The organism is Bradyrhizobium sp. NBAIM18, from assembly GCF_020193825.1.
GTDB lineage: Bacteria > Pseudomonadota > Alphaproteobacteria > Rhizobiales > Xanthobacteraceae > Bradyrhizobium > Bradyrhizobium yuanmingense.
Genome location: NZ_JADYVO010000002.1, coordinates 291,389 through 313,973, shown reverse-complemented (window position 1 = coordinate 313,973; position 22,585 = coordinate 291,389). Strand labels below are relative to the sequence as shown.

The 22,585-nt window shown below is 65.7% G+C and carries 26 protein-coding genes; 17 read left to right on the top strand and 9 right to left on the bottom strand.

From position 1 onward, the window contains the following. Positions 1–35 precede the first annotated feature (35 nt). Entirely contained in the window at positions 36–251 is a 216-nt protein-coding gene (locus I6F17_RS05540) for a hypothetical protein (protein ID WP_036034055.1), read from the top strand. An 11-nt stretch (positions 252–262) separates the two neighbouring features. On the opposite strand, the gene alr is transcribed toward I6F17_RS05540, so the two are convergent. Beyond that, positions 263–1,540, bottom strand: coding sequence for an alanine racemase (alr, locus tag I6F17_RS05535; RefSeq protein ID WP_036034052.1), 1,278 nt, complete (start codon positions 1,538–1,540; stop codon positions 263–265). Between the two features lie 54 nt (positions 1,541–1,594). After that, a complete protein-coding gene (locus I6F17_RS05530) occupies positions 1,595–3,100 on the bottom strand; it encodes a replicative DNA helicase (protein ID WP_036000744.1) in 1,506 nt (501 codons plus the stop codon). A gap of 550 nt (positions 3,101–3,650) precedes the next feature. Between I6F17_RS05530 and I6F17_RS05525 the strand changes: the two genes are divergently transcribed. Further along, the gene (locus I6F17_RS05525; protein ID WP_036000858.1) at positions 3,651–3,857 is read left to right on the top strand and encodes a hypothetical protein; all 207 of its coding nucleotides are present in this window, start codon (positions 3,651–3,653) and stop codon (positions 3,855–3,857) included. Positions 3,858–3,866: 9 nt separating this feature from the next. Here I6F17_RS05525 and I6F17_RS05520 read toward each other — a convergent pair whose 3' ends face one another. Continuing rightward, positions 3,867–5,117, bottom strand: a complete 1,251-nt coding sequence (locus I6F17_RS05520) for a cyclopropane-fatty-acyl-phospholipid synthase family protein (protein WP_225124181.1) — start codon at positions 5,115–5,117, stop codon at positions 3,867–3,869. 274 nt (positions 5,118–5,391) lie between these two features. Between I6F17_RS05520 and I6F17_RS05515 the strand changes: the two genes are divergently transcribed. The 3 genes from I6F17_RS05515 (at position 5,392) to I6F17_RS05505 (ending at position 7,418) form a co-directional block, all read left to right on the top strand. Then, a complete protein-coding gene (locus I6F17_RS05515) occupies positions 5,392–6,231 on the top strand; it encodes a hypothetical protein (RefSeq protein ID WP_225124180.1) in 840 nt (279 codons plus the stop codon). Between the two features lie 111 nt (positions 6,232–6,342). Further along, entirely contained in the window at positions 6,343–6,939 is a 597-nt protein-coding gene (locus I6F17_RS05510) for a TetR/AcrR family transcriptional regulator (protein WP_036000737.1), read from the top strand. Positions 6,940–6,950: 11 nt separating this feature from the next. Then, positions 6,951–7,418: a PaaI family thioesterase gene (locus I6F17_RS05505; RefSeq protein ID WP_036000734.1), complete on the top strand. Its 468-nt coding sequence runs from the start codon at positions 6,951–6,953 to the stop codon at positions 7,416–7,418. 75 nt (positions 7,419–7,493) lie between these two features. Here the strand turns inward: I6F17_RS05505 and rplI are convergent, their stop codons facing one another. The 4 genes from rplI to rpsF form a co-directional block, all read right to left on the bottom strand. After that, positions 7,494–8,093: a 50S ribosomal protein L9 gene (gene rplI / locus I6F17_RS05500; RefSeq protein WP_036000730.1), complete on the bottom strand. Its 600-nt coding sequence runs from the start codon at positions 8,091–8,093 to the stop codon at positions 7,494–7,496. 51 nt (positions 8,094–8,144) lie between these two features. After that, positions 8,145–9,122 (bottom strand): DUF2232 domain-containing protein, encoded by a 978-nt coding sequence (locus I6F17_RS05495; protein WP_225124179.1) that lies wholly within the window; start codon positions 9,120–9,122, stop codon positions 8,145–8,147. A 134-nt stretch (positions 9,123–9,256) separates the two neighbouring features. Beyond that, positions 9,257–9,496, bottom strand: a complete 240-nt coding sequence (gene rpsR, locus I6F17_RS05490; RefSeq protein ID WP_007592020.1) for a 30S ribosomal protein S18 — start codon at positions 9,494–9,496, stop codon at positions 9,257–9,259. A gap of 5 nt (positions 9,497–9,501) precedes the next feature. Further along, the gene (gene rpsF / locus I6F17_RS05485; protein ID WP_225124178.1) at positions 9,502–9,969 is read right to left on the bottom strand and encodes a 30S ribosomal protein S6; all 468 of its coding nucleotides are present in this window, start codon (positions 9,967–9,969) and stop codon (positions 9,502–9,504) included. A gap of 349 nt (positions 9,970–10,318) precedes the next feature. Here rpsF and I6F17_RS05480 point away from each other — a divergent pair, with 349 nt between their 5' ends. The 9 genes from I6F17_RS05480 to gmk all read left to right on the top strand — a co-directional run bounded on the left by I6F17_RS05480 (position 10,319) and on the right by gmk (position 18,955). Further along, the gene (locus I6F17_RS05480) at positions 10,319–11,023 is read left to right on the top strand and encodes a TetR/AcrR family transcriptional regulator C-terminal domain-containing protein (protein ID WP_225124177.1); all 705 of its coding nucleotides are present in this window, start codon (positions 10,319–10,321) and stop codon (positions 11,021–11,023) included. A gap of 51 nt (positions 11,024–11,074) precedes the next feature. Next, the gene (locus tag I6F17_RS05475; protein WP_225124176.1) at positions 11,075–12,052 is read left to right on the top strand and encodes a fatty acid desaturase family protein; all 978 of its coding nucleotides are present in this window, start codon (positions 11,075–11,077) and stop codon (positions 12,050–12,052) included. 188 nt (positions 12,053–12,240) lie between these two features. Next, a complete protein-coding gene (fabD, locus tag I6F17_RS05470; RefSeq protein ID WP_036034036.1) occupies positions 12,241–13,200 on the top strand; it encodes an ACP S-malonyltransferase in 960 nt (319 codons plus the stop codon). Between the two features lie 12 nt (positions 13,201–13,212). After that, the gene (gene fabG, locus I6F17_RS05465; RefSeq protein WP_025035827.1) at positions 13,213–13,950 is read left to right on the top strand and encodes a 3-oxoacyl-[acyl-carrier-protein] reductase; all 738 of its coding nucleotides are present in this window, start codon (positions 13,213–13,215) and stop codon (positions 13,948–13,950) included. Between the two features lie 312 nt (positions 13,951–14,262). After that, positions 14,263–14,502, top strand: a complete 240-nt coding sequence (locus I6F17_RS05460; protein ID WP_008551805.1) for an acyl carrier protein — start codon at positions 14,263–14,265, stop codon at positions 14,500–14,502. A 108-nt stretch (positions 14,503–14,610) separates the two neighbouring features. Further along, complete coding sequence (gene fabF / locus I6F17_RS05455) at positions 14,611–15,876, top strand: beta-ketoacyl-ACP synthase II (protein ID WP_036034034.1); 1,266 nt, start codon at positions 14,611–14,613, stop codon at positions 15,874–15,876. A 127-nt stretch (positions 15,877–16,003) separates the two neighbouring features. Then, a complete protein-coding gene (gene mltG, locus I6F17_RS05450; protein ID WP_225124175.1) occupies positions 16,004–17,287 on the top strand; it encodes an endolytic transglycosylase MltG in 1,284 nt (427 codons plus the stop codon). A gap of 117 nt (positions 17,288–17,404) precedes the next feature. After that, positions 17,405–18,292: a YicC/YloC family endoribonuclease gene (locus I6F17_RS05445; RefSeq protein WP_225124174.1), complete on the top strand. Its 888-nt coding sequence runs from the start codon at positions 17,405–17,407 to the stop codon at positions 18,290–18,292. Positions 18,293–18,295: 3 nt separating this feature from the next. Continuing rightward, positions 18,296–18,955: a guanylate kinase gene (gmk, locus tag I6F17_RS05440; RefSeq protein WP_036000695.1), complete on the top strand. Its 660-nt coding sequence runs from the start codon at positions 18,296–18,298 to the stop codon at positions 18,953–18,955. Here gmk and I6F17_RS05435 read toward each other — a convergent pair. Next, a complete protein-coding gene (locus I6F17_RS05435; RefSeq protein ID WP_036034029.1) occupies positions 18,888–20,087 on the bottom strand; it encodes a hypothetical protein in 1,200 nt (399 codons plus the stop codon). The two genes, gmk and I6F17_RS05435, sit on opposite strands and share 68 nt — an antisense overlap. A gap of 268 nt (positions 20,088–20,355) precedes the next feature. On the opposite strand from I6F17_RS05435, the gene I6F17_RS05430 reads away from it, so the two are divergent. The 3 genes from I6F17_RS05430 (at position 20,356) to I6F17_RS05420 (ending at position 21,882) form a co-directional block, all read left to right on the top strand. Beyond that, a complete protein-coding gene (locus tag I6F17_RS05430; RefSeq protein WP_036034028.1) occupies positions 20,356–20,673 on the top strand; it encodes a metalloregulator ArsR/SmtB family transcription factor in 318 nt (105 codons plus the stop codon). Beyond that, positions 20,670–21,155, top strand: a complete 486-nt coding sequence (locus I6F17_RS05425) for an SRPBCC family protein (protein ID WP_036034024.1) — start codon at positions 20,670–20,672, stop codon at positions 21,153–21,155. The genes I6F17_RS05430 and I6F17_RS05425 overlap by 4 nt, the downstream gene beginning before the upstream one ends. 115 nt (positions 21,156–21,270) lie before the next feature. Beyond that, positions 21,271–21,882, top strand: a complete 612-nt coding sequence (locus I6F17_RS05420) for a cupin (RefSeq protein WP_036034021.1) — start codon at positions 21,271–21,273, stop codon at positions 21,880–21,882. On the opposite strand, the gene I6F17_RS05415 is transcribed toward I6F17_RS05420, so the two are convergent. Then, a complete protein-coding gene (locus tag I6F17_RS05415; RefSeq protein WP_225124173.1) occupies positions 21,870–22,571 on the bottom strand; it encodes a Crp/Fnr family transcriptional regulator in 702 nt (233 codons plus the stop codon). The genes I6F17_RS05420 and I6F17_RS05415 overlap by 13 nt on opposite strands. Positions 22,572–22,585 lie beyond the last annotated feature (14 nt).

The window sequence follows — 22,585 nt, the reverse complement described above, 5'->3', positions numbered from 1 at the left end:
AGCTACCGGCTCTGCCATTCGTCCCCGGAGATACAATGTCCAAGTTGAGCTTTGCCGCTACCGCTTTCATCGTCGCGTTCTCCGGGGCCACGGCACAGTCAGCCGAAACGCGCGGCGCGTGCAAGGCGGACTACGACAAATTCTGCGCCGGCATCGCGCCGGGCGGCGGCATCGTCGCCTGTCTCAACGCCAAGCGCGACCAGCTCAGCGCCACCTGCAAGACGGCGCTGGACAGCAGAAAGAAGAAGTAGGTGCGGGTGGATTAACTCGGCAGCGGCGGCAACGCCGACGGCTGTTCGATCGACGGTGGGGAAGGCGGCTGCCCGGCGTTCGAGGCGGGCTCCGGCTTTGTCAGCGGCTCCTCGACATTGCCACCCTTGTAGACGCGGGCATAGCGGCGGCCGAGGCTGGTCAGCACCTCATAGCCGATCGTGCCGAAATGGTGCGCGAGCTCGTCGACGGTGATGCCTTCGCCGAGCAGCGTCACCATGTGGCCGCGCCGCACCGCGTTCGGCGGCAGATCGGTGATGTCGATCGCGATCAGGTCCATGGAGATGCGGCCCGCGACAGGGCAGCGCTTGCCCGCCACGATGACATCGGCGCCGCGGGTGCCGTCATTGGAGCTGGCGGCGCGGAAATAGCCGTCGGCATAGCCGACCGCGATGATCGCCAGTTTCGTCGGCCGCCGCGCGGTCCAGGTGCCGCCATAGCCGACGGTCTCGCCGCGCTCGATGCTGCGGATCTGCACGATGCGCGCCTTGAGGTCGACGACCTGCTGCATGGGATTGTCGGCCTCCGGCGTCGGGTTGACGCCGTAGAGCGCAGCTCCCGGGCGCACCAGGTCGAACTGGAAGGGCGCGCCGAGGAAGATGCCGGAGGAGTTGGCGAGCGCCGCCGGCACGCCTGTGAACTCACTGGCGATGCTGCGGAAGGTCGCGAGCTGTCTGGCATTGATCGGGCTGTTGAGCTGCTCGGCCGAGACCAGATGGCTCATCACCAGCGTGATGCCGTGATCGCCGGCGTTGATGCGGGGGATGATAGCCTGCGCCTCCGAAAGCGTCAGCCCAAGCCGGTTCATGCCGGTGTCGATGTGAACAGCGGCGCCACCGTTCCAGCCGGTGCGGCGGCAGAACACGTCCCATTCGGCGAGTTCGTTGAGATCGCCGATCACCGGACGGCAATTGATCTTGGCGTAGTGCTCGCCGGTGTTCTGGAAATAGCCGCCGAGCACGTAGATCGTGGGCTCCGGAACGGCGGCGCGCACCTTGCGCGCTTCCTCGATGGTGGCGACGAAGAAGGTCTTGCAACCGGCCTTGCTCAGGGCGCGCGACACCTGCTCGGCGCCGCAGCCATAGGCGTCGGCCTTGATCACCGCCGAACATTCGGCCGGCACCGCGGTCTTCTCGAGCTTGCGCCAATTGGCGATGATTGCATCGAGATCGACGGTCAGCACGCCGCCGAAGGCGGCGAGCGCGGCAGCCTGGTTGGCCTCCGGGGAGAGTGGGCCGGATTGCGGGATCGATTTCGGGGCGGACGCCATTGTCATGGCGTCGTTTTACGCAAGAGACGGGCCCCGTTCAACCCGGGGAACAATCTAGTAGTCGCTGCGGTCCGGCAGTTGGCCGTCATGCGCGAGGTCGCCGAAGCGCGTGACCGAGGCATCGAAGTGCAGCTCGACGGTGCCGGTCGGACCGTGGCGCTGCTTGCCGATGATGACTTCGGCGCGGCCCACGGTGCGTTCCATGTCGGCCTGCCATTTGGCATGCTCCTCGGTGCCGGGGCGCGGCTCCTTCATGGCGAGGTAATATTCCTCGCGGAACACGAACAGCACGACGTCGGCGTCCTGCTCGATCGAGCCGGATTCACGCAAGTCCGACAGCTGCGGCCGCTTGTCGTCGCGCGATTCCACCTGACGCGAGAGCTGCGACAGCGCGATCACGGGAACGTTGAGCTCCTTGGCCAGCGCCTTCAGGCTGGTCGTGATCTCCGTGATTTCCTGCACGCGGCTGTCGCTGGCGCGCTTGCCCGAGCCCGACAGCAGCTGGATGTAGTCGATCACCAGGAGATCGAGGCCCTTCTGGCGCTTGAGCCGGCGCGCGCGCGCCATCAGCTGCGCGATGGAGAGGCCGCCGGTGGCGTCGACGTAGAACGGCAGCGACTGCAGCTCGATCGAGACCTGCCGGATCTTCTCGAAATCGGCTTCCGTGATGCCGCCGCGGCGGATGTGGGAGGAGGGAATGCCGGTGCGCTCGGCCACGATACGCGTGGCGAGCTGGTCGGCTGACATTTCGCAGGAGAAGAAGCCGATCACGCCGCCATTGGCGGCCTTCATGGTGCCGTCGGCCTGAAGCTCCGGCACGTAGGCCTGCGCGACGTTGTAGGCGATGTTGGTCGCCAGCGACGTCTTGCCCATGCCGGGGCGTCCCGCGACGATGATGAGGTCGGAATGCTGCAGGCCGCCCATCTTGGTGTCGAGGTCGCGGAGGCCCGTCGAGATGCCCGACAGCTTGCCGTCGCGCTGGAACGCCTTTGCCGCGAGATCGACCGCGACCGTGAGCGCCTGCGAGAATTTCTGGAAGCCTCCGTCATAACGGCCGGACTCGGCGAGCTCGTACAGCTTGCGCTCGGCGTCCTCGATCTGTGCCCGCGGCTGGAAATCGACCGGCGCGTCATAGGCGACGTTGACCATGTCCTCGCCGATGCCGATCAGGTCGCGGCGCAACGACAGATCGTAGATGGTGCGCCCATAGTCCTGGGCGTTGATGATGGTGGTGGCTTCGGCCGCAAGCCGCGCCAGGTATTGTCCGATGGTCATGCCGCCGACGTCGGTATCGGCCGGCAGGAACGTCTTCAGCGTGACCGGGGTGGCGATCTTGCCCATCCGGATCAGGCTGCCGGCGGTCTCGAAGATGGTCTGGTGCAGCGGCTCGAAGAAGTGCTTGGCCTCCAGGAAGTCGGAGACGCGGTAGAAGGCGTCGTTGTTGACCAGGATTGCGCCCAGAAGGCTCTGTTCCGCCTCGATATTGTGCGGTGCGCTCCGATAGGCGGGAGTTCCGGCGTCGGGCGCGAGTTTGAGAACGTTCGAATCAGTCAGGGCCATGGTCGGACGTGCTTAGCAATTTTCTTGGGCGGATGCGGGGCCGGGATAAAGCGCCGCCGCAGGTCAAAGCGGAAGCAAAAGCTGACCGCTATCAACCGCTCAGTTAAAATGGTGGATGATTAGCAGTCGCAGCACGCGCCGCGCTTGACTGGATTTTGGCGGAACTCGCTCGGCGCAGAGGGCTGTGATCGCGCCGCGGAAAAATCCTGAAACCCGTGAACCCTGGGGGCTGACGCGCAGACATATCGAGATGCGCGCGAAATGACGCACGCTGGCCGCATTCGGCTCGGCTTCAGACCAGCAGGAGGTAGACCAGCGCAACCAGAGCCGCCCCAACGCCGGTGACGATCAGGGCGTAGTCGGTGCGGAGGTCGTCCTGCACGTCGAATGAGGTTTGGGTCTCTTTGCTCATGGCGACGGTCTAAGCCAGGCCCGACCAGACTTCTGTGAAGCAGATCACATCTCCCCGGATTCTTTCGGGGGCATGCCGGAACAGGCGGATGGGCAGGGGATTATCTCATTCCCCGCCAACAGGGATACGAGGCGAGCGATGCAGCCAGAACGGCAGCACCAGAACTGGCGAAGCGAGGCAGGCAGCCGGCTTTGGCTGTCGGGGCTGATCGCGGCTATGAAGCACGCGGAGCGGCCCGAGGTGCGTCGCCAGCCGGTCGCCCCCGAAATCCTGCTGGAATTGCGGGCGCAATTGGCGTTAACGGCGTCTTTCCGGACGTCCGGGATTTCGACCCTGCGTCACTAGGATCCGGACCTATTCACCAGCCAGCTTGAGCTTCGGCATGGCCGCGCCCTCCCGGGCCCGCAGCCGGGCTTCTTCCTGCGGGATATAGTCGCGGGTCATCGGCACCACGCCCTGGCGACGGGTGATCTGGATCTGGAAGTTCATCATGGCTTGCTTGCGGAACGTCATCTCGCAGGCCGCGAGGTAAAATTCCCACATCAAGGCGAAGCGCTCGTCGTAGAGCTGCACGGCTTCCTCGCGCCGCGCCATGAACCGCTCGCGCCAGGCCTTCAGCGTCTCGGCATAGTGCAGGCGCAGAATCTCGATATCGCAGACCAAGAGGCCCGCGCGTTCGATCGCCGGCAGCACCTCCGAGAGGGCGGGGATGTAGCCGCCGGGGAAGATGTATTTGGCGATCCACGGATTGGTCGAATCCGGGCCCTGCGAACGGCCGATCGAATGCAGCAGCATGACGCCGTCTTCCTTCAGCAGCTCGGCGCAGCGCTGGAAGTAGGCGTCGTAGAACCTCGCCCCGACATGCTCGAACATGCCGACGGAGACGATGCGGTCGAACGTACCTTCGACGTCGCGGTAATCCTGGAGCTGGAATCTGGCCGAGCCCGTCAGGCCCTTTTCGGCGGCGCGCGCATTGGCGACCTGCAGCTGCTCGGTCGACAGCGTGATGCCGGTGACGTCGGCACCCGCGATCTCGGCGAGATAGAGCCCGAGGCCACCCCAGCCGGAGCCGATGTCGAGCACGCGCTGGCCATTCGTGACGAGAAGTTTCGCCGCGATGTGCCGCTTCTTGGCAAGCTGCGCGTCGTCCAGCGACATCTCGGGCGTCTCGAAATAGGCGCAGCTATATTGCTTGTCGGCATCGAGAAACAGCGAATAGAGCCGGCCGTCGAGGTCGTAGTGATGAGCGACGTTCTGACGGGAGCGCGGGCGGGGATTGAACTGCTTGAGGTGCCGCGTCAGGTAGCGCAGGTGCCACCACGGCTTTGCCCACTGCGGCAATAGGTCGGGTTGCTCGAGCAGGATCGCGAGGGCATCAGCTATGGTGCCGCGCTCGACCACGAACTCGCCGTTCATGTAGGCCTCGCCCAGCCCCAGCTCGGGATTGACGAGGACCCTCCGCTCGGAGTCGGCGGTGACGAAGCGGACTGCGACCGGCTCGCCGGAGCCGTCGCCGACGGTGAACTTCGACCCGCTCGCGGTGGTCACCGTCAACGACCCGCGGCGGATGAATTGGGACAGAAATCGACGCAACAAGCGGTCCATCGGCAATCCTCTCGAGCGAACCCGAAAGATGCGACTACCCGGCCTTTATACCTGACGCCCAGGCGCCGCAGCGGTTCCTATGCGTTTGCATTCAAATCTAGCGAACCGGTTCCGGCTACGCTATTGCACTGTGTTCAAAGTAGATATTCGAAAACCGCTTAGTCACATCCTTGCGCGCGGACCTGCTTCCATTCGCGGCTCAATCGGTTAAAAGGTGACCGCCGCCGCGCCGGATGCCGGCTGCATTTGCGGAAATTCAACGGAGATGATGGGAATGTCGAGCCGAGCGCTCAGCCTCGCGACGGTGTTGCTTCTGATTGGCTTCGGTGCGGCTAATTCCGTTCTTGCGCAGGCGACGAACCTCGAGGCTGGCAAGACCCCGTCGCAGCTGTTCTCGCAGACCTGCAATGTCTGCCACAAGAGCCCGCGCGGGCTGCTGAAGTCCGTGTCGCCCGGCTCGCTGCCGGGATTCCTGCGCCAGCACTACACGACGAGTTCGGATATGGCGGGCGTCCTCTCCGCCTATCTGATCTCGAACGGTGCCACCGACACCCGCTATCAGGCCAAAGACGCCAAGAAGGACGGCGTCGCGCCTGAACAACAGGGTCGACGCCAGCGCGCGCAGGATGCCGCGAGGCCGGAGGGCGAGGGCGCTGCTCCTGCCGCCGAGGGTACGCGCCAGAAGCGTGCGGCGCGGCCGGCCGAGGAGGGTGCCAAGCCGGAGGGAGAGGCTGCGCCCGAGGCACGCAAAGGCAAGCGGCGCGCCAAGCCCGGCACGGAGGAAGCCCCGAAGGTCGATGCCGCGGCGCCGGCGACCGACGACAAGAAGAGCGAGCCGAAGCCGGAGTCCGTCAAGCCTGACAGCGCCAAGGTCGAGCCGCGCAGCGAGACGCCGGCGCTGCGGCCCGATCCGGTCCCGCAGGTGACGCCGGCCGCTCCAGCCGCCGCCAAGCCCGCTGAGCCGGCCGCGCCCAAGCCGGTGGAAGAGGCTGCTCCGAAACCTGCCGAGCCGGCCCCCGCCGCCAAGCCGCAGGAACAGGCGCCGCCCGCGACCGCTGCAGCCCCGGCGCCGCCTGCGTCCTCCGGTCCGCCGGTGCCGCCGATCTCGCGCTAAGTCACCCGGATCTTTCGATCGACGATGCGAAGGCCGCGCCCATCCGCGGCCTTCGCATCGTCTTGACCGTCATTAGAGTACTACTCTAGAGTATTGCTCTAGGAGGCGCCCATGACGGCGAGCGTACGAGACGATCTGTTGGCGGCCGGCCTTGCCGTGTTCGACCGCGTCGGCTTCGAAGCCGCGACGGTGGCTGCGATCCGCACCCGCGCGCGGGCTTCCAACGGCAGCTTCTTCCACGTTTTCGGTTCGAAGAAAGAACTTGCCGGTGCGTTGTTTCTGGAGGTCTTGCGGCACTATCACGCCGCGATACTGGCCGCGCTCGATCCCGGCCCCGACGCCGAGCGGGGCATCGATCGCCTGATCCGGGCGCATCTCGACTGGGTCGTCACCAGCCGGCGCGAGGCGCGCTACCTCTTCGAGATCTCGCGCAGCGAGTGGGGCGAAGACGTGCGCGACGCCCAGCGGGCGCAGAATGCGCGGCTTGCCGAAGGCATTGAGCGCTGGCGCGCGCCGCTGGTGGCAAGCGGCGAACTTCTGCCGATGACGCCGGTGATGTTCGTCAGCCAGCTGATCGGTCCGGCGCAGATCTTCTGCCGCGCCTTCCTGTCGGGTCGCGAGCGCACCGATCCGCGCATCGAGGCGGACACGCTGATCGCCTGCGCCAATCGTGCGCTGAGGCCGTTCGATCGCATCAACAAGCAATAAGGGGAGATCGCATGCGGGCCGAAGCTGATCCGGAATTTGCGCCGATTGCCGAGCGCATCCACGCCAATATCGGCCGGCAGGGTTTCATGAACCTGGTCGGCGCCGAGCTCTCCGAATTGTCGCGCGGCACCTGCACCATCGCCGTGGAGCGCCGGCCGGAGCTGTTACAGCAGCACGGCTTCTTCCATGGCGGCGTCACCGCCTTCCTGGTCGACAACGCCACCACGATCGCAGCCGCCACGTCGCGCGGCCAGCCGGCGCTGACGGCGGAATACAAGCTCAATCTGTTGTCGCCCGCGGTCGGCGAGAAGCTGATCTGCCGCGCCCGGGTGATCAAGCCGGGCCGCCAGGTCGCGGTGGTCGCCGCCGACGTGTTCTGCGTCAGCGACGGCGTCGAGAAGCATACGGCCACCGCGCTGGCCTCGATCGCGATGCTGAGCGAGGACGTCGCTGCCAAAACGAAAAGCCCGGCCGCGTGAGGCAGCCGGGCTTTGATCGGGATCGTCATCCGGGTCTGGTCTTGCGGACCGTCCCGGAATGACGAGTTGAGCTGCTTACTTCTCTTCCGCAGCCGGCGCCGGCGCGACCTCGTCGTGCTGGGCTTCCGGATCGAAGAACTCGCCGGCGGCGGCGATCGCCTCGGCGGCCGCATCGCGATCCTCATTGCGGGTCGAGATGTCCTCGCCGCGGTTGATGCGCTCGGCCTCGTCCTGGCTGCGGGCAACCGTGACGGTGATCTCGACCTCGACTTCGGGATGAACGGCAACGGTGATCGAGTGCTTGCCGATGGTCTTGATCGGCGCGTCGAGCTGGATCTGCGGACGGGCGAGCGAAACGCCGTCGGCTTCGAACGCGAGCACGATGTCACGCACGTTGACCGAGCCGAACAGCTGGCCGGCTTCCGAGGCCTGGCGGATCACGATGATGTTCTTGCCCTCGATCTTCTCGGCGACCTTGGACGCCTCGGCCTTCGAGGCGAGGTTGCGCGCTTCGAGCTCGGCCTTCATGCCGTCATACTTGGCCCGGTTGTCGGCGGTGGCGCGCAGCGCCTTGCCGCGCTTGAGCAGGAAATTGCGAGCGTAGCCGTCGCGAACCTTCACGACTTCGCCCATCTGGCCGAGCTTGTTGACGCGTTCCAGCAAAATGACTTCCATATTCGTTCTCCTTTTGAAGTGCTCTCGAAGGTTTCAGTTTCGGGGTTGAACTCAAGGTGTAGGCAGTGGCGGCGGCTGCCGGCTGCGCAGGAAGCGTTCGCGCAAGCCAAACAAGGCATCCGCAAGCCCAAGGATTACCATCGCGACCACGGGCCATCCGAACACGACCACGGCGGCGTAGGTCGAGCCGAGCCAGAACGTGCGGCCGTTCAGCGCGAGCGTCAGCGTATGCAATACGGCGAAACCGGCCAGCGCATAACTCATCATCAGCGCGGCGGTGGCGATCTGCGCCACGATGCCAAGCAGCCCCCCGGTGAAGCAGAAGGCGAGGGAGATGCACAGCACCACCAGCGTCATCTGCGGCAGCTCGGTGGTCTTGAGGTCCGGCCAGGGACGGCGCAGCCGGCCCGACGTCGCGGTCACCTTGGCGCTGAGCCAGAGGTTGAGAGTGAGCGTCATCGTCGCGGCAATCGTGGCGGCGGCGGGTGCGATGCGCACCAGCGCGTCGACGAACTGGCTGGCTTCGCCCGAAGTTTGCGGGTCGGTGGCGCGCAGGAGGCGCGTCAGGCCACGGCGCAACGTGCCGGTGATGGTCTCCGCGTCGGTCCCGAGAGTGAGCAAAGCGGCCATCGTGGTCAGCGTCGCGAAGCCTGCAATCCAGAGCAGGATGCGGCCGACCGGGTACCACTCGACGTCCGGCTCCGCGGAGGGCGCTGTGCCGGTGGCAGACGCGGCGCTTCCCACCTGACGTCCGAGCAGGACGAGATGGCCGAGCCACCACGCCGGCAACGCGACGGTGACGGCGAAGGCGATGCAGTAGGGCAGGCCGAACAGGGCGCCGAGGCCGATCGCGGCGGCGATGCCACCAATGCTCGCGCAAAGCGGGCCCCAGCCGATCGCGGCGACCATCAGGGGGAGCGGAGCGAGATAGAACAGGACGAGCGCGATCAGCGCCCCCGAGATGATCGAGGCGAACATCAGGGCCGACGCAGCGCCGGCGATCAGGGCTATCAGTCCAAAGGCCATCATCAGCTGTCCCGCTCCCTTCGAGCGGTTAGAGGCGTCGCTTGCCCCAACCATCGGCGACCGGACGACCCGGAAGCCTTATGAGTTCGAAAAGTCGCGACCGGCGGCGCTAGCCGCCGCCGGTCGAATTGGTCGTATCAGCGAATGACGTAGGGCAGGAGGCCCAGGAACCGCGCGCGCTTGATGGCGCGGGCGAGCTCACGCTGCTTCTTCGCGGACACCGCGGTGATGCGGCTCGGCACGATCTTGCCGCGCTCGGAGACGTAACGCATCAAGAGCTTGGAGTCCTTGTAGTCGATCTTTGGAGCATTGGCGCCCGTGAACGGGCAGCTCTTGCGACGACGGAAAAACGGGCGGCGTGCACCAGCTTCAGCCATGATTCTTACTCCCCATCCGTGGTTTCAGCTTCATCGCGCGAACGGCGCGGACCGCGATCGCCGCGGAAACCGCCCTCGCGGTCGCCACGGAAGCCGCCTTCGCGCTCGCCGCGGAAGCCGCCGCCGCGATCGTCACGCTCGCGGTCGCGATCGGCCTTGCGCATCATCGCGGACGGGCCTTCCTCGAGCTCCTCGACGCGGACGCTGAGATAGCGGATCACGTCTTCGCTGATGCGCTCCTGGCGCTCGATCTCGGCGATCGCCGCGGACGGCGCGTCGATGTTGAGCAGCACGAAGTGCGCCTTGCGGTTCTTGTTCATGCGGTAGGTGAGGGAGCGCACGCCCCAATTCTCGGTCTTGGTGATCTTGCCGCCGAGACCTTCGACGATACCGGTCATCTGCGCAGTCAGCTCTTCGACCTGCTGCGGGCTCGCGTCCTGACGCGCGAGAAAAACATGCTCGTAAAGAGGCATGGTCGTCCTTTCCTCATGTGGCGCATCGCCCGGCGTCAAACCCTTAAGAGGCCTTCGGAAAGGACTCTGGGATCAAGCTCAGAAGGCGGAAACACGGGACGACGGGCCGACTGGCCCTGCCACACCAAAATCACGAATGATTTGCTGAGACCGTCCGTTCAGCTCCCGGCCGGGGTCTGCGGATGGGCGCCTTATACGGATTTTGGCCGGCTTTGCAAGGTGGAGGGGCATCTTCGAGCCGAGCCGGTCCGCCCCTCCAACGGGAACAAGAACCCCATCCTCCAATACCAAGATTCGGCTTGATCTGTTTGTTTGTATAACATACAAATAAATCAGCGAAGAGGATCCCGTGGCAGAAGCGTCGGCCGATGCGCCGCTCGAAGCGGCAGGCGACCCCAAGCACACTGCGCGCGCGACGCGCTCGGCCGGCCGCAAGATGGGGTCACTGCTCCTGGATGCTGCGAGCCCGCTGTTTCGGGAGCGGGGGCTGTCAGGCACGTCGATTACCGACATCGCGGCCGCCGCGGACGCGTTCCCGAGCCAGATCACCTATTACTTCCGCACCAAGGAGGCGCTGTTTGTCGAATGCGCCTGCCGCGATCTGTTGTATCTGGCACGGGCCACCGAGCAGGCGGCGCTGAAGGCGCGGACTCCCGGGGAATACACCCACGCGCTGGCCGAGACCGTGACGGCGAGCGATTCGGTCGCCTTCTTCGCCGAGGCGCTGACGCTGACGCGGCGTCGCCAGGATCTCGCGCCGCTGGTGGAGCGCACCATCGAGCGCCTGCACAGCGAGGGTGCGCGCGCTTATGCGGGGCAGGTCGCGCGGCACGGCTGGCGCTCGCTGCGCGCGCCCGACGAAAGCTCGCGGCGGTTCTGGGCCGTCGCCATCGGCGTCATTCTCGAAGGCTATGCGATGGGCCGCTCGCCCGAGGCGCTCTGCGCCGAGATGCTGCGCGTGCTGGGCGAGCAGGCGAAATCCACTGAAGACACCGGGCGCCTGCGTCTCGTCGAGGCGCGCGAGGCATCCGACAATTCGAATGGAAAGGGTTAGGCCATGACCGCGCTTCGCATGCGTGCCCGCGATTTCCTGACCGACGATTAATTGGCCGAGGTGCGCCAGCGCGCGACGTGGAAAGGCGCTGCGCTGATCGCGCACGCCTGGGCGCTGATCATTGCAGCCATCGCGCTGGTCGCGTGGTGGCCCAATCCGCTCACCTATATCTTCGCCGTCGCCATCATCGGCTCGCGCCAGCTCGGCCTTGCGATCCTGATGCATGACGGCGCACATGGTTGCCTGTCCGCCGACGAGAAAACCAATCTGAGCCTGAGCCAGTGGTTCTGCGCCTATCCGCTGTTTGCGGAGACGCGCAGCTACCGGCGCTATCACCTTCAGCACCATGCGCGTACCCAGCAGGAGGACGACCCCGACCTTGTGCTGTCGGCGCCGTTTCCGATCACGAAGCTGAGCTATCGCCGCAAGTTCATCCGCGACGTCACCGGGCAGACCGGCTACCAGCAGCGCAAGGCGCAGTTGCTCAACGCACTCGGGCCAAAGGACTGGTCATGGCGGCAACGTGCAGCGCATTTCTGGGAGATGCTCGGCCCGCAATGTGTGGTCAACGGGATCATGTTTGCCGCGCTCGCCGCGGCCGGCGTGTGGTGGGCCTATCCGCTGCTCTGGCTGGTGCCGCTCTTGACGTGGATGATGGTCATCACCCGCATCCGCAATATCGCCGAGCACGCCGTCGTCCCCGATAGCAGCGACCCCTTGCGCAACACGCGCACGACGCATGCCAATTTTCTCGAGCGCCTGTTCATCGCGCCGTATTACGTGAACTATCACCTCGAGCATCATCTGTTGTTCTACGTGCCCTGCTACAATCTGCCGAAGGTGCACCGGCTGCTGAGTGCGAGCCGGTACGCCGATCGCATGGAAGTGCAGCCGAACTACGCTTCGGTGCTGCGGCTGGCCACGGCAAAGCCGAACCGCGAGGATCGGCCGGGGCAACTGGTGAACAGTGCGCGCCGCGCGCGGGCAGGAGCGGACGTCGATGCCAACCAGACCGCCGGCGGGTTTTGAGCGGCTTATTTCCCGTTGAATGCTGCTCCAAGTTCCCGTCTCGGCTTGACAGTGCGGCCCCGGACGGTGTCTACGGCCCCCTTTGGAGCATGATCCGGAACCATGGCCCAAGGAACCACGGCCTAAGGCCGGGCGTAAATCGGCTGCCGGTTCAGACCAGGGATCATGCCTGACAGCAGGGAGCGCCGATGACGGCTGCATTCACATTTCCTGGGCAGGGTTCCCAGGCTGTCGGCATGGGCAAGGCCCTGGCCGACGCCTTTCCGGTGGCGCGCGCCGTATTCGACGAGGTCGATGCCGCGCTCGGGGAGAAGCTGACGGCCATCATCTGGGAAGGTCCGGCCGAAACTCTCCAGCTCACCGAGAACGCCCAGCCGGCGCTGATGGCCGTGTCTATCGCGACCTTGCGCGTGCTCGAGGCCGAGGCTGGTTTTTCCGTGGGACGAGACGCGGCCTTCGTCGCCGGCCACTCGCTCGGTGAATATTCGGCGCTGGCGGCGGCCGGCAGCCTGACGGTTTCGGATACCGCGCGTCTGCTTCGCACCCGCGGTCTCGCAATGCAAAAGGCGGTCCCGGTCGGCGCCGGCGCGATGGCCGCGCTGCTCGGTCTCGACTACGAGGCCGCCATGGAGGTCGCGGGCGAGGCGGCGCAGGGGCAGGTCTGCCAGGCCGCCAACGACAATGGCGGCGGCCAGGTCGTCGTCTCCGGCGACAAGGCTGCGGTCGATCGCGCCGTCGAGATCGCCAAGGCCAAGGGCGCCAAGCGCGCGATGCTGCTGCCGGTGTCCGCCCCGTTCCATTGCCAGTTGATGCAGCCGGCTGCGGATGCCATGGCGGAGGCGCTATCGAAGGTCACGATCAAGGCGCCGGCCGCCCCGCTGGTGTCGAACGTGCTGGCGAGCGCCATCACCGATCCCGACGAGATCCGCCGCCGCCTGGTCGAGCAGGTCACCGGCACGGTGCGCTGGCGCGAGTCGGTGGCTTACATGGCCGGGCAGGGCGTCACCCGCTTCTTCGAGATCGGCGCCGGCAAGGTGCTGACCGGTCTCGTCAAGCGTATCGCGGACGGTGCCGTCGGCATTGCGGTCGGCGGCCCGAACGATATTGCCGCCGCCAAGGATGCATTGGCCGCTGCGAAGCAGGCTTAAAGGAGTCCATCAATGTTCGATCTGACTGGCCGAAAGGCGCTCGTCACCGGCGCGACCGGCGGCATTGGCGGCGCGATCGCGCAGGCGCTGCACGCGCAGGGCGCCACCGTCGCCATTTCAGGGACGCGCAAGGAGGTGCTGGACGAGCTCGCCGGCAAGCTCGGCGAGCGCGCCCACGTGCTGCCCTGCAATCTCTCCAAGGCCGACGAGGTCGAGGCGCTGGTGCCCGCTGCGGAAGCGGCGATGGGCCAGGTCGACATTCTCATCGCCAATGCCGGCATCACGCGCGACAATCTCTTCGTGCAGCTTCGCGACGAGGACTGGGACGAGGTCATCAACGTCAATCTGACCGCGACCTTCCGCCTGGCGCGCGCCGCGACCAAGCTGATGATGCGCAAGCGCTTCGGCCGCATCGTCGCCATCACCTCGGTGGTCGGCGTCACCGGCAATCCCGGGCAGGGCAATTATACTGCGTCGAAGGCCGGCCTGATCGGCATGATCAAGACGTTAGGGGCCGAATACGCCAAGCGTGGCGTGACCGCGAACTGCATCGCGCCGGGCTTCATCAAGACGCCGATGACCGATGCACTCAACGACAAGCAGCGCGAAACGATTCTCACCAAGGTTCCGGCCGCCCGCCTGGGGACGCCCGAGGACATCGCTGCGGCCGCCGTCTATCTGAGCTCGAACGAAGCAGCCTACGTCACCGGGCAGACCATCCACGTCAACGGCGGCATGGCCATGATCTGACGTCTCGTGCCGCGTCGCCTGTCACGGCGGTGCGGCATGCGGCAAACGGCCGTTTCCGGAGCGAAATGAGGCTTGTAGTCAAGGCAATTGAAGTATGATAACCGGACCTCCAACGGATGGGCAAAGAACGCCATTGCAGGTTTTTGAAACCCTGTATATTGGCGATGCGGAGCCTTTGGCCGTCGTTCGCCGGGGCCTCCATCGGTTAGGATGGGCCAAATCAAAGTTCGTAAGCGAAGGCAGTCAAACGACCACGACGGCTCGTATCGTCCCGGGGGGTCGGGTCTACAGGGAACAACACGAGGTTAAGCAATGAGTGACATTGGCGAGCGGGTTAAGAAGATCGTGGTCGAACACCTTGGTGTTGAACCCGAGAAGGTTGTCGACAACGCGAGCTTCATCGACGACCTCGGCGCCGACAGTCTGGATACCGTCGAGCTGGTGATGGCATTCGAAGAGGAATTCGGTTGCGAGATTCCGGACGACGCTGCGGAAACGATTCTCACCGTCGGCGACGCTACGAAGTTTCTCGAGAAGAACGCGAAGAGCTAAGGCTCTTCAATTTCGCGGGGACAGCATTGAAACCGGACGGGCCGCTTCGCAGCGGTCAGCCGGTTTCTTGTTATTGGCCGTGATTCTTTCGATGCGGAGTTTTCGGATATGAGGCGGGTTGTCGTCACGGGTCTCGGCATGGTCTCGCCACTCGGCTGTGGCGTCGAGCCGACCTGGAAGCGCATCCTCAACGGCGAAAGCGGTGCGCGCAGGATCGAGAGCTTCGATGTCTCCGATCTGCAGACCAAGATCGCCTGCACGGTCGTGCGCGGCGACGGCTCGAACGACAGCTTCAATCCGGACAAGTGGATGGAGCCGAAGGACCAGCGCAAGGTCGACGACTTCATCATCTTCGGCATGGCCGCGGCCGGTCAGGCGCTCGAGGACGCCAACTGGTATCCCGAGACCGAAGAGGACAAATGCGCGACCGGCACCATGATCGGCTCCGGCATCGGCGGCCTCAACGGCATCGCCGACACCGCGATCCTGCTGAAGGAGCGCGGGCCGCGCCGGGTGTCGCCGTTCTTCATTCCGGGCCGCCTGATCAATCTCGCCTCCGGCTACGTCTCGATCGCGCACGGGCTGAAGGGACCGAACCATTCGGTGGTCACGGCATGCTCGACCGGCGCGCACGCGGTCGGCGATGCCGCCCGCCTGATCGCGCTCGGCGATGCCGACGTGATGGTCGCGGGCGGCGCCGAGTCGCCGATCAGCCGCATCGGCATTGCCGGCTTCAACGCTGCGCGCGCGCTGTCGACCGGTTTCAACGAGACTCCCGAAAAGGCCTCGCGTCCCTACGATAAAGACCGCGACGGCTTCGTGATGGGCGAGGGCGCCGGCGTCCTCGTGCTGGAGGAGCTGGAGCACGCCAGGCGGCGCGGCGCGAAGATCTATGCCGAGGTGATCGGCTATGGTCTGTCGGGCGATGCCTATCACATCACGTCGCCGTCGCCCGACGGCGATGGCGGCTTCCGCAGCATGTCGGCCGCGCTCAAGCGTGCCGGGCTGACGCCGTCCGATCTCGATTACATCAACGCGCACGGGACCTCGACGCCGCTCGGCGACGAGATCGAGCTCGGCGCGGTCGAGCGTCTGCTCGGCAACGCCGCCTCCAAGGTCGCGATGTCCTCGACCAAGTCGTCGACCGGCCATCTGCTCGGCGCGGCCGGTGCGATCGAAGCGATTTTCGCGATTCTGGCGATTCGCGATAATGTCGTGCCGCCGACGATCAATCTCGACAATCCGTCGGTCGAGACCGCGATCGATCTCGTGCCGCACAAGTCGAAGCAACGTGAGGTCAACGTCGCGTTGTCGAACTCTTTTGGTTTTGGCGGTACCAATGCGTCGGTGATCGTCCGGCGCCTAGTCAGTTAGTTTGTGTTTGAGACGAATCCACCGTTTTGCCGCATTCGGCGATAGTCATGGACGTGGGCGCGTGCGTTTTTGGCAGGGCAAGCGATTGTCGGGCCGCTATTGAACCGGCAGGATTCAGGTTGTTTCGATGAGTGAAAGGCCGCCCATTTCACCCCGGAGTCCGCGGGCCGCGCTCGAGCCCGAGCAACTTCCGCCGCCGCCCAAGCGGTCGGACCGCGCGCGCAATCCGTTCGTCGTCGTCGGCAACGCCATCATCACCCTTCTGCTGATCGCCATGCTCGGCGCCGGCGGCGTCTATTATTACGGCCGCCAGGTGCTCGAGGCGCCCGGACCGCTGAAGGAGGACAAGATCGTCAACATCCCGCAGCGTGCGGGCAAGCGCGACATCGCCGAGACGCTGAACCGGGAAGGCGTGACCGACGTCAATCCCTGGGTGTTCATCGCCAGCGTCGCCGCGTTGAAGGCGAGCTCGGACCTCAAGCCGGGTGAGTATTCCTTCCAGAGGAACGCCTCGCTGCGCGACGTCATCGGCACCATCGTCGAGGGCAAGGTGGTGCAGCACGCCGTGACGATTCCCGAAGGCCTGACCTCCGAGCAGATCGTGGCGCGGCTGTCCGACAACGACATCTTCACCGGCAGCGTGCGCGAGCTGCCGCGCGAAGGCACGCTGCTCCCGGAGACCTACAAATTCCCGCGCGGCACCCCGCGCGAGCAGGTGGTCCAGCGCATGCAGCAGGCGCACAAGCGTGTGCTGTCGGAGATCTGGGAGCGCCGCAATCAGGACATTCCGGTCAAGACGCCGGAGCAGCTGGTCACGCTGGCGTCCATCATCGAGAAGGAAACCGGCAAGGCGGACGAGCGCAGCCGCGTCGCCGCGGTGTTCGTCAACCGGCTGAAGCAGCGGATCAAGCTGCAGTCCGATCCGACCATCATCTACGGCCTCGTCGGCGGCAAGGGAACGCTGGGCCGGCCGATCAAACGCAGCGAGATCACGCAGCCCTCGCCCTACAACACCTATGTGATCGACGGCCTGCCGCCGGGCCCGATCTCCAATCCGGGCCGCGCCTCGCTCGAAGCTGCCGCCAACCCGGCCCGCACCCGCGACCTCTATTTCGTCGCCGACGGCACCGGCGGGCATGCCTTCACCGAAACCTACGACGCGCACCAGAAGAACGTCGCCAAGCTCCGCGCGATGGAGAAGCAGATCCAGAACGACACGGTCGAGCCGCCCGAGGACGCGCAGCCGCCGGCCGTTGCCGCGCCTGGCGCTGCCGACGCGCCGACCGCGGCCACGCCGGCACGGCCCAATCAGCAGAAGAGGCCGCCGGCAGCGCGCCCGGCTGCTCCAGCCAATCCCCCACCGGCCCGGCAGGGCGCGGTGCAGGGCTCGCCGCCGGTGGTTCAGCGCTGAGCCTTGCGCGCAGACCGGCTTGCGGACATTGCCGATTCCACTTTCCGGCAAAATAGTCTTAAGATTCGCGTGGCTTGATAGCCTCGCGAATCCCGTGTTCCTGGAGAATTTGAACTGATGGCGCTGTCGTCCATGACCGGCTTTGCGAGATGCCACGGCGCAAGCGGGCCGTATACGTTCGAATGGGAGTTGAAGTCGGTCAATGCCAAGGGCTTCGACTTGCGCGTGCGGCTGCCGCAGGGGTTTGATGAGCTCGAGGCCCATGCCAAGAAGCGCGCGGGCGAGCTGCTCTCGCGCGGCACCGTCTATGCCAATCTCACCGTCAAGCGCACCAATGCCGCCGCCACCGTCCGCATCAACGAGGACGTGCTCAACGCGGTGCTGAAGGCCGCCGCGCTGATCTCGGGGAAGGTCGACGCGGTGGCGCCGAGCATCGACGGCCTACTCGCCATCAAGGGCGTCGTCGAGGTCGCCGAGCCCGAGGGCGACGAGGAGGAGGACAAGGCGGCGCGCGCCGCGGCCGCCGAGGCCTTCGACAAGGCGCTCGACGAGCTCGTTGCGATGCGCAAGCGCGAGGGCACTTCGCTTGGGCAGATCCTGACCCAGCGCGTCGACGAGATCGAGCAGCTGGCGAAGAAAGCGGAGGCCGCGCCCGGCCGCAAGCCGGAGGCGATCAAGGCGAAGCTGGCTGAGCAGATCGCAGCGCTGCTCGACACCTCCGACCGCTTCGACTCCGACCGCCTGATGCAGGAGGCGATCTTGATCGCGACCAAGGCCGACATCCGCGAGGAGCTCGACCGCATCGCCTCCCACATCGCGCAGGCGCGCGAGCTGATCGCCAAGGGCGGCCCGATCGGGCGCAAGCTGGATTTCCTTGCGCAGGAGTTTCACCGCGAGGTCAACACCTGCTGCTCGAAGTCGAACGACATCGAGTTGACCAACACGGGCCTCGCCATGAAGAACGTGGTCGAGCAGTTCCGCGAGCAGGTGCAGAATCTGGAGTGATCCATGACGACGGGCGGTCACGGAACTGACGGTGTCGAGCGGCGCGGATTGATGTTCGTGCTGTCCTCGCCATCAGGCGCGGGCAAGACGACGCTGTCGCGCATGCTGATCGACCGCATGCCGGGCTTGAAAATGTCGGTGTCTGCGACCACGCGCGCGATGCGGCCGGGCGAGGTCAACGGCAAGGACTATACGTTTGTCGACAAGGCGACGTTCGATGCCATGGTGAAGGCCGACGAATTGCTGGAATGGGCGACGGTGTTCGACAACAGCTACGGCACGCCGCGCGGTCCCGTGGATGCGGCGTTGTCGGCCGGCCAGGATGTGCTGTTCGACATCGACTGGCAGGGCACCCAGCAATTGAAGCAGAAGGCGCGCGCCGACGTCGTCAGCGTCTTCATCCTGCCGCCCTCTGCGGCCGACCTCGAGAAGCGCCTGCACTCGCGCGCGCAGGATTCCGACGAGGTGATCCGCAAGCGGATGAGCCGCGCCAGCGACGAGATGAGCCACTGGGCCGAGTACGACTACATCGTGATCAACCACGCGGTCGACGAAGCCTTCGCCGAGGTGCAGTCGATCCTGAAGGCCGAGCGCCTCAAGCGCGAGCGGCGGATTGGCCTCGTAGGCTTCGTGCGAAGTTTGCAAGGTCAGCTTCAAGGTTAGGCCGCGACAGGCGCGGCCCTTCCTTCGCCAGCTGCTCCAGCATAGTCGTGATCGCGTCGACATCGACGGCATCGGTATCCCGACCTGCCGGCGCGTCATCGCGATCCGCCTCAATTTCGTTGGCGGCAAGCTTGGGTGCAGCAGCCCGATCGAACAACTTGGTCTCGACCTTGTCGCTTCTGGACTCGACCGGTTTTGCGGCCGGAGCGACGGCACGTTGCCTGCGCGCGTCGATCAGCTCGATCTCGCGGCCGATCGCGGCGAGTTTCGTCACTTGTCTTGTCGGTTGCGGACGTGCCGCATCGAAGTCGATCGGGCGGGGCGGCTGGGCGGCGGCCGGCGGTGAATCGCGCCAGGGCGCGTGGCTTCCGTCATGGTCCTGCGGCGCCCAATCGTCCCAATGCCCGCGGCGGTCGGCGGCCCTGGCGCGGACGCGTCCGCCGGCGAAGCGGTAGATGACGCTGGCGAGGATGCCGGCGAGCGCCAGCGCACCGCCGATCACAAGCATCAGCATCTGCAGCGAACCGCCGGACTTGTCAGTCGTGCCATCGGCCGCGGGCGGGAGCGGAGCAGGGGATTTTGACAGCTTCGCGTTTGGCTGCGCGGCTGCTGCAACCGTGGTTTCCGCCGGCTGATGCGCTGGCGCGGTGGACGCTGTGGAGGCCTCGGGCCAGCGTGCGGTCACGGCCGGCTGCTGCGCGTTGTTTTCGGCGACGCTGCTCGGCGGCTGCGGCGCGACCGGGGGTGCATTCGCTGCGGCCGGCGCGGGCGCGGCCATGTTCGGCGTGCTCGCTGCGGCACTCGTCTGCGGCGCGATATATTCGGCGCGCGCGTTCTGCACGGCCTGCGGCGGCGCTGTATCCGGCTCGGATGCGTCGGTTGCCTGCGCGGTCTGTGCGGCTTTGCCGCCGGCGGCGCGCAGATACCAGCATTTGCGCTTCGTCGTGCGATCGAGGCGGTAGTACCAGTGCTGGCCCTGCGGCGCGGCATCCTTCGGCGAAGCCAGGCAGTCGGGCGCGGCGGCGGCCGTGCTCGATGGTGTCGGCGCGTTCTGCGATACCGCGGCCAACGGCGCGCCCGCAAGGATGCTGGCGACGAGGGTCGAAATGAACTTTGCGGCGCGGTTGCCCATCCTGGTCTCCCGGTTACGCATGACGCAACTCTCAACGAGCCCCTTCTCGTCAAAGACTTGGGTGGCAATGAGCCGCAAATCCGGAGAGGATGTGGCTTGAATCGGGCCTGCGCGACGTTCGTTCCGCCCCCGGATGAGACTCTCCGAACTTCACGATCAGAGTTCCACGCCACGGCCTGAGCCGGTTGACACGATCATAAGTCAGTACTAATCATTAGTAATAACTTATTACAGGTCGAACACGCGTGGCATGGGTCGGTGAGTGTCTATGACTAAGGACAGCGCACAACTGGCCGCACTCGGCGATCCCACCCGCAGGCGGATCTTCGAGCTTGTCGGTGCACGGCCACGCACGGTCGCTGAGATCACGCGACAGCTGCCCGTGTCCCAGTCGGCCGTCTCACAGCATCTCAAGGTGCTGCGCGAATCTCGCTTGGTTCGTGCAGAGTCGAAGGGCGCCAGCAACGTCTATTACGTCGATCCGGCGGGGCTCGGCCAGATGCGGGCGTGGCTCGACAGGTTCTGGAGCGACACGCTGGCCGCTTACAAACTAGCCGTCGAAAAACCACCGGAGGGATCCAAATGAACACACGTGTTTCGGTCGCGCCCGTAAAACATTCGATCGTCGTCGAGGCGCCGATCGAGCGTGCGTTCAAGGTCTTCACCGAAGACTTCGGCAGCTTCAAGCCTCGCGAGCACAATCTGCTCGCCGTTCCCATCGCAGAGACCGTATTCGAGCCTCGGGTTGGCGGAAGCGTCTATGATCGGGGGACCGACGGCAGCGAATGCCGCTGGGCGCGCGTGTTGGCGTTCGAACCGCCCAATCGAGTCCTCCTGAGCTGGGACATCAGCCCGCGCTGGCAAATCGAGGCCGATCCCGCCAAGACGAGTGAATGGGAGGTCCGGTTCATTGCGGAGACACCAAGCCGGACCCGCTTGGAGCTGGAGCACCGTCACCTCGACCGGCATGGCGAGGGCTGGGAGGGCGTCCGCAGCGGCGTTGACAGCGATCAGGGTTGGCCGCTCTATCTGCGGCAGTTTGCCGAACTGATTGCCGCCAAGCGTTGACGCGCTTCCTTCCGACGCCGGGTCATGATGAGGAGAGGCCCTGTCGGGATTTGCTCCGATCGGGCCCCGAAACTTCTCGTCTCCGCAGCCGTTGTTTTGCGGCTGAGGAGACGTCATGCCGGTCAAGGATCAGATCAAGAACTTCGCCAAGAAGCTGGTGGAGGAGCAGCCCGATGCAGCGACGCTGCGGGGGCTGGTACGGGCCCGCAAGCCCACGGCCATGCACTTTCGCGACGACGGCATCGTGCCGAACCATCCGCGCTTCCCGGCGCTGCTCTATCGCGGCGCGGTGAAGCTGAACGGTCGGCGCTTTCCGCCCGAGGTCGTCATCGACACGCTGTTCGACACCAATGGCTGGGGCCGGTCGTGGCGCGACACCGTGTACGACTTCGTCCACTATCATTCGCAGATCCATGAAGTGATGGGCGTGGCGCGCGGCACGGCGAGGATCGAGTGCGGCGGGATCAAGGGCCGCATCCTGAAACTGAAAGCCGGGGACGTGCTGGTCCTGCCCGCGGGCACCGGCCACCGGCTGATCGAATCCAGCCGGGACTTTATGGTCGTCGGCGCCTACCCGCAGGACGGCACCTATGACGAGTGCACCGACACGCGCCAGCGTCCCGACGCGGTCAAGCGCATCGCCAAGGTCCGCAAGCCGAAGATGGATCCCGTGCTGGGGAGCGGCGGACCGCTGCTCGCCGCGTGGCGGTCAGCTCAGCTCAGATAATCCGGCCGGAAATCCGCAAGTCTGCGCAGCTCGTCGGGCTGGAGCAGTTCGATCTCGCTGCCGTCCCAGGCGATCAACCGGCGATGCCTCAGCTCCTGGATGGTGCGGTTGACGTGGACGATCGACAGTCCGCAGGCGTCCGCGACGTGACGCTGCGTCATCGGCATCTGGAAGCAGTTGCGCTTGACGAGGCCGACGATCTCCAGCCTTGCCGCGAGCTCGCAGATGAGGTGCGCGACCTTGGGCAGCGCCGTCTGTGCACCGAGGCGGGCGATCCATTGCCGCGAGATGGCCGCGTCGATCAGCGTCTCGCGCCAGAAGACGCGGGTCAGGTGGATCGAGCTGTCGAGCAGTTGGCGGAGCTGGCTGTGGGCGACGGTGCCGACGATGGTCGGGCCGAGCCCCACGAGATCCGCGTCCATTGGCGAGAGCAGCAGCGTGTGCAGGCACGGCATGTCGCCGGGAACATGGAAGGCGAGGGTCTGGCTGCGATCGCCGACGATGCGCGACTGGTAGAGGAAGCCGCTGACGACGAAGACGCAGCGGGTCGCGGCCTCGCCCTGGCGCAGCACGATCTCGCCATCGGCGACCTGGCGCAGCGTGGACGGCAAGCCCGCGATCTGCCGGCGCTCGTCCTCGGACAGGCCTTCGATCGCTTGGAGACGCGCGATGAACTTCGAATGCGGCATGAGCCTCGCGTGCC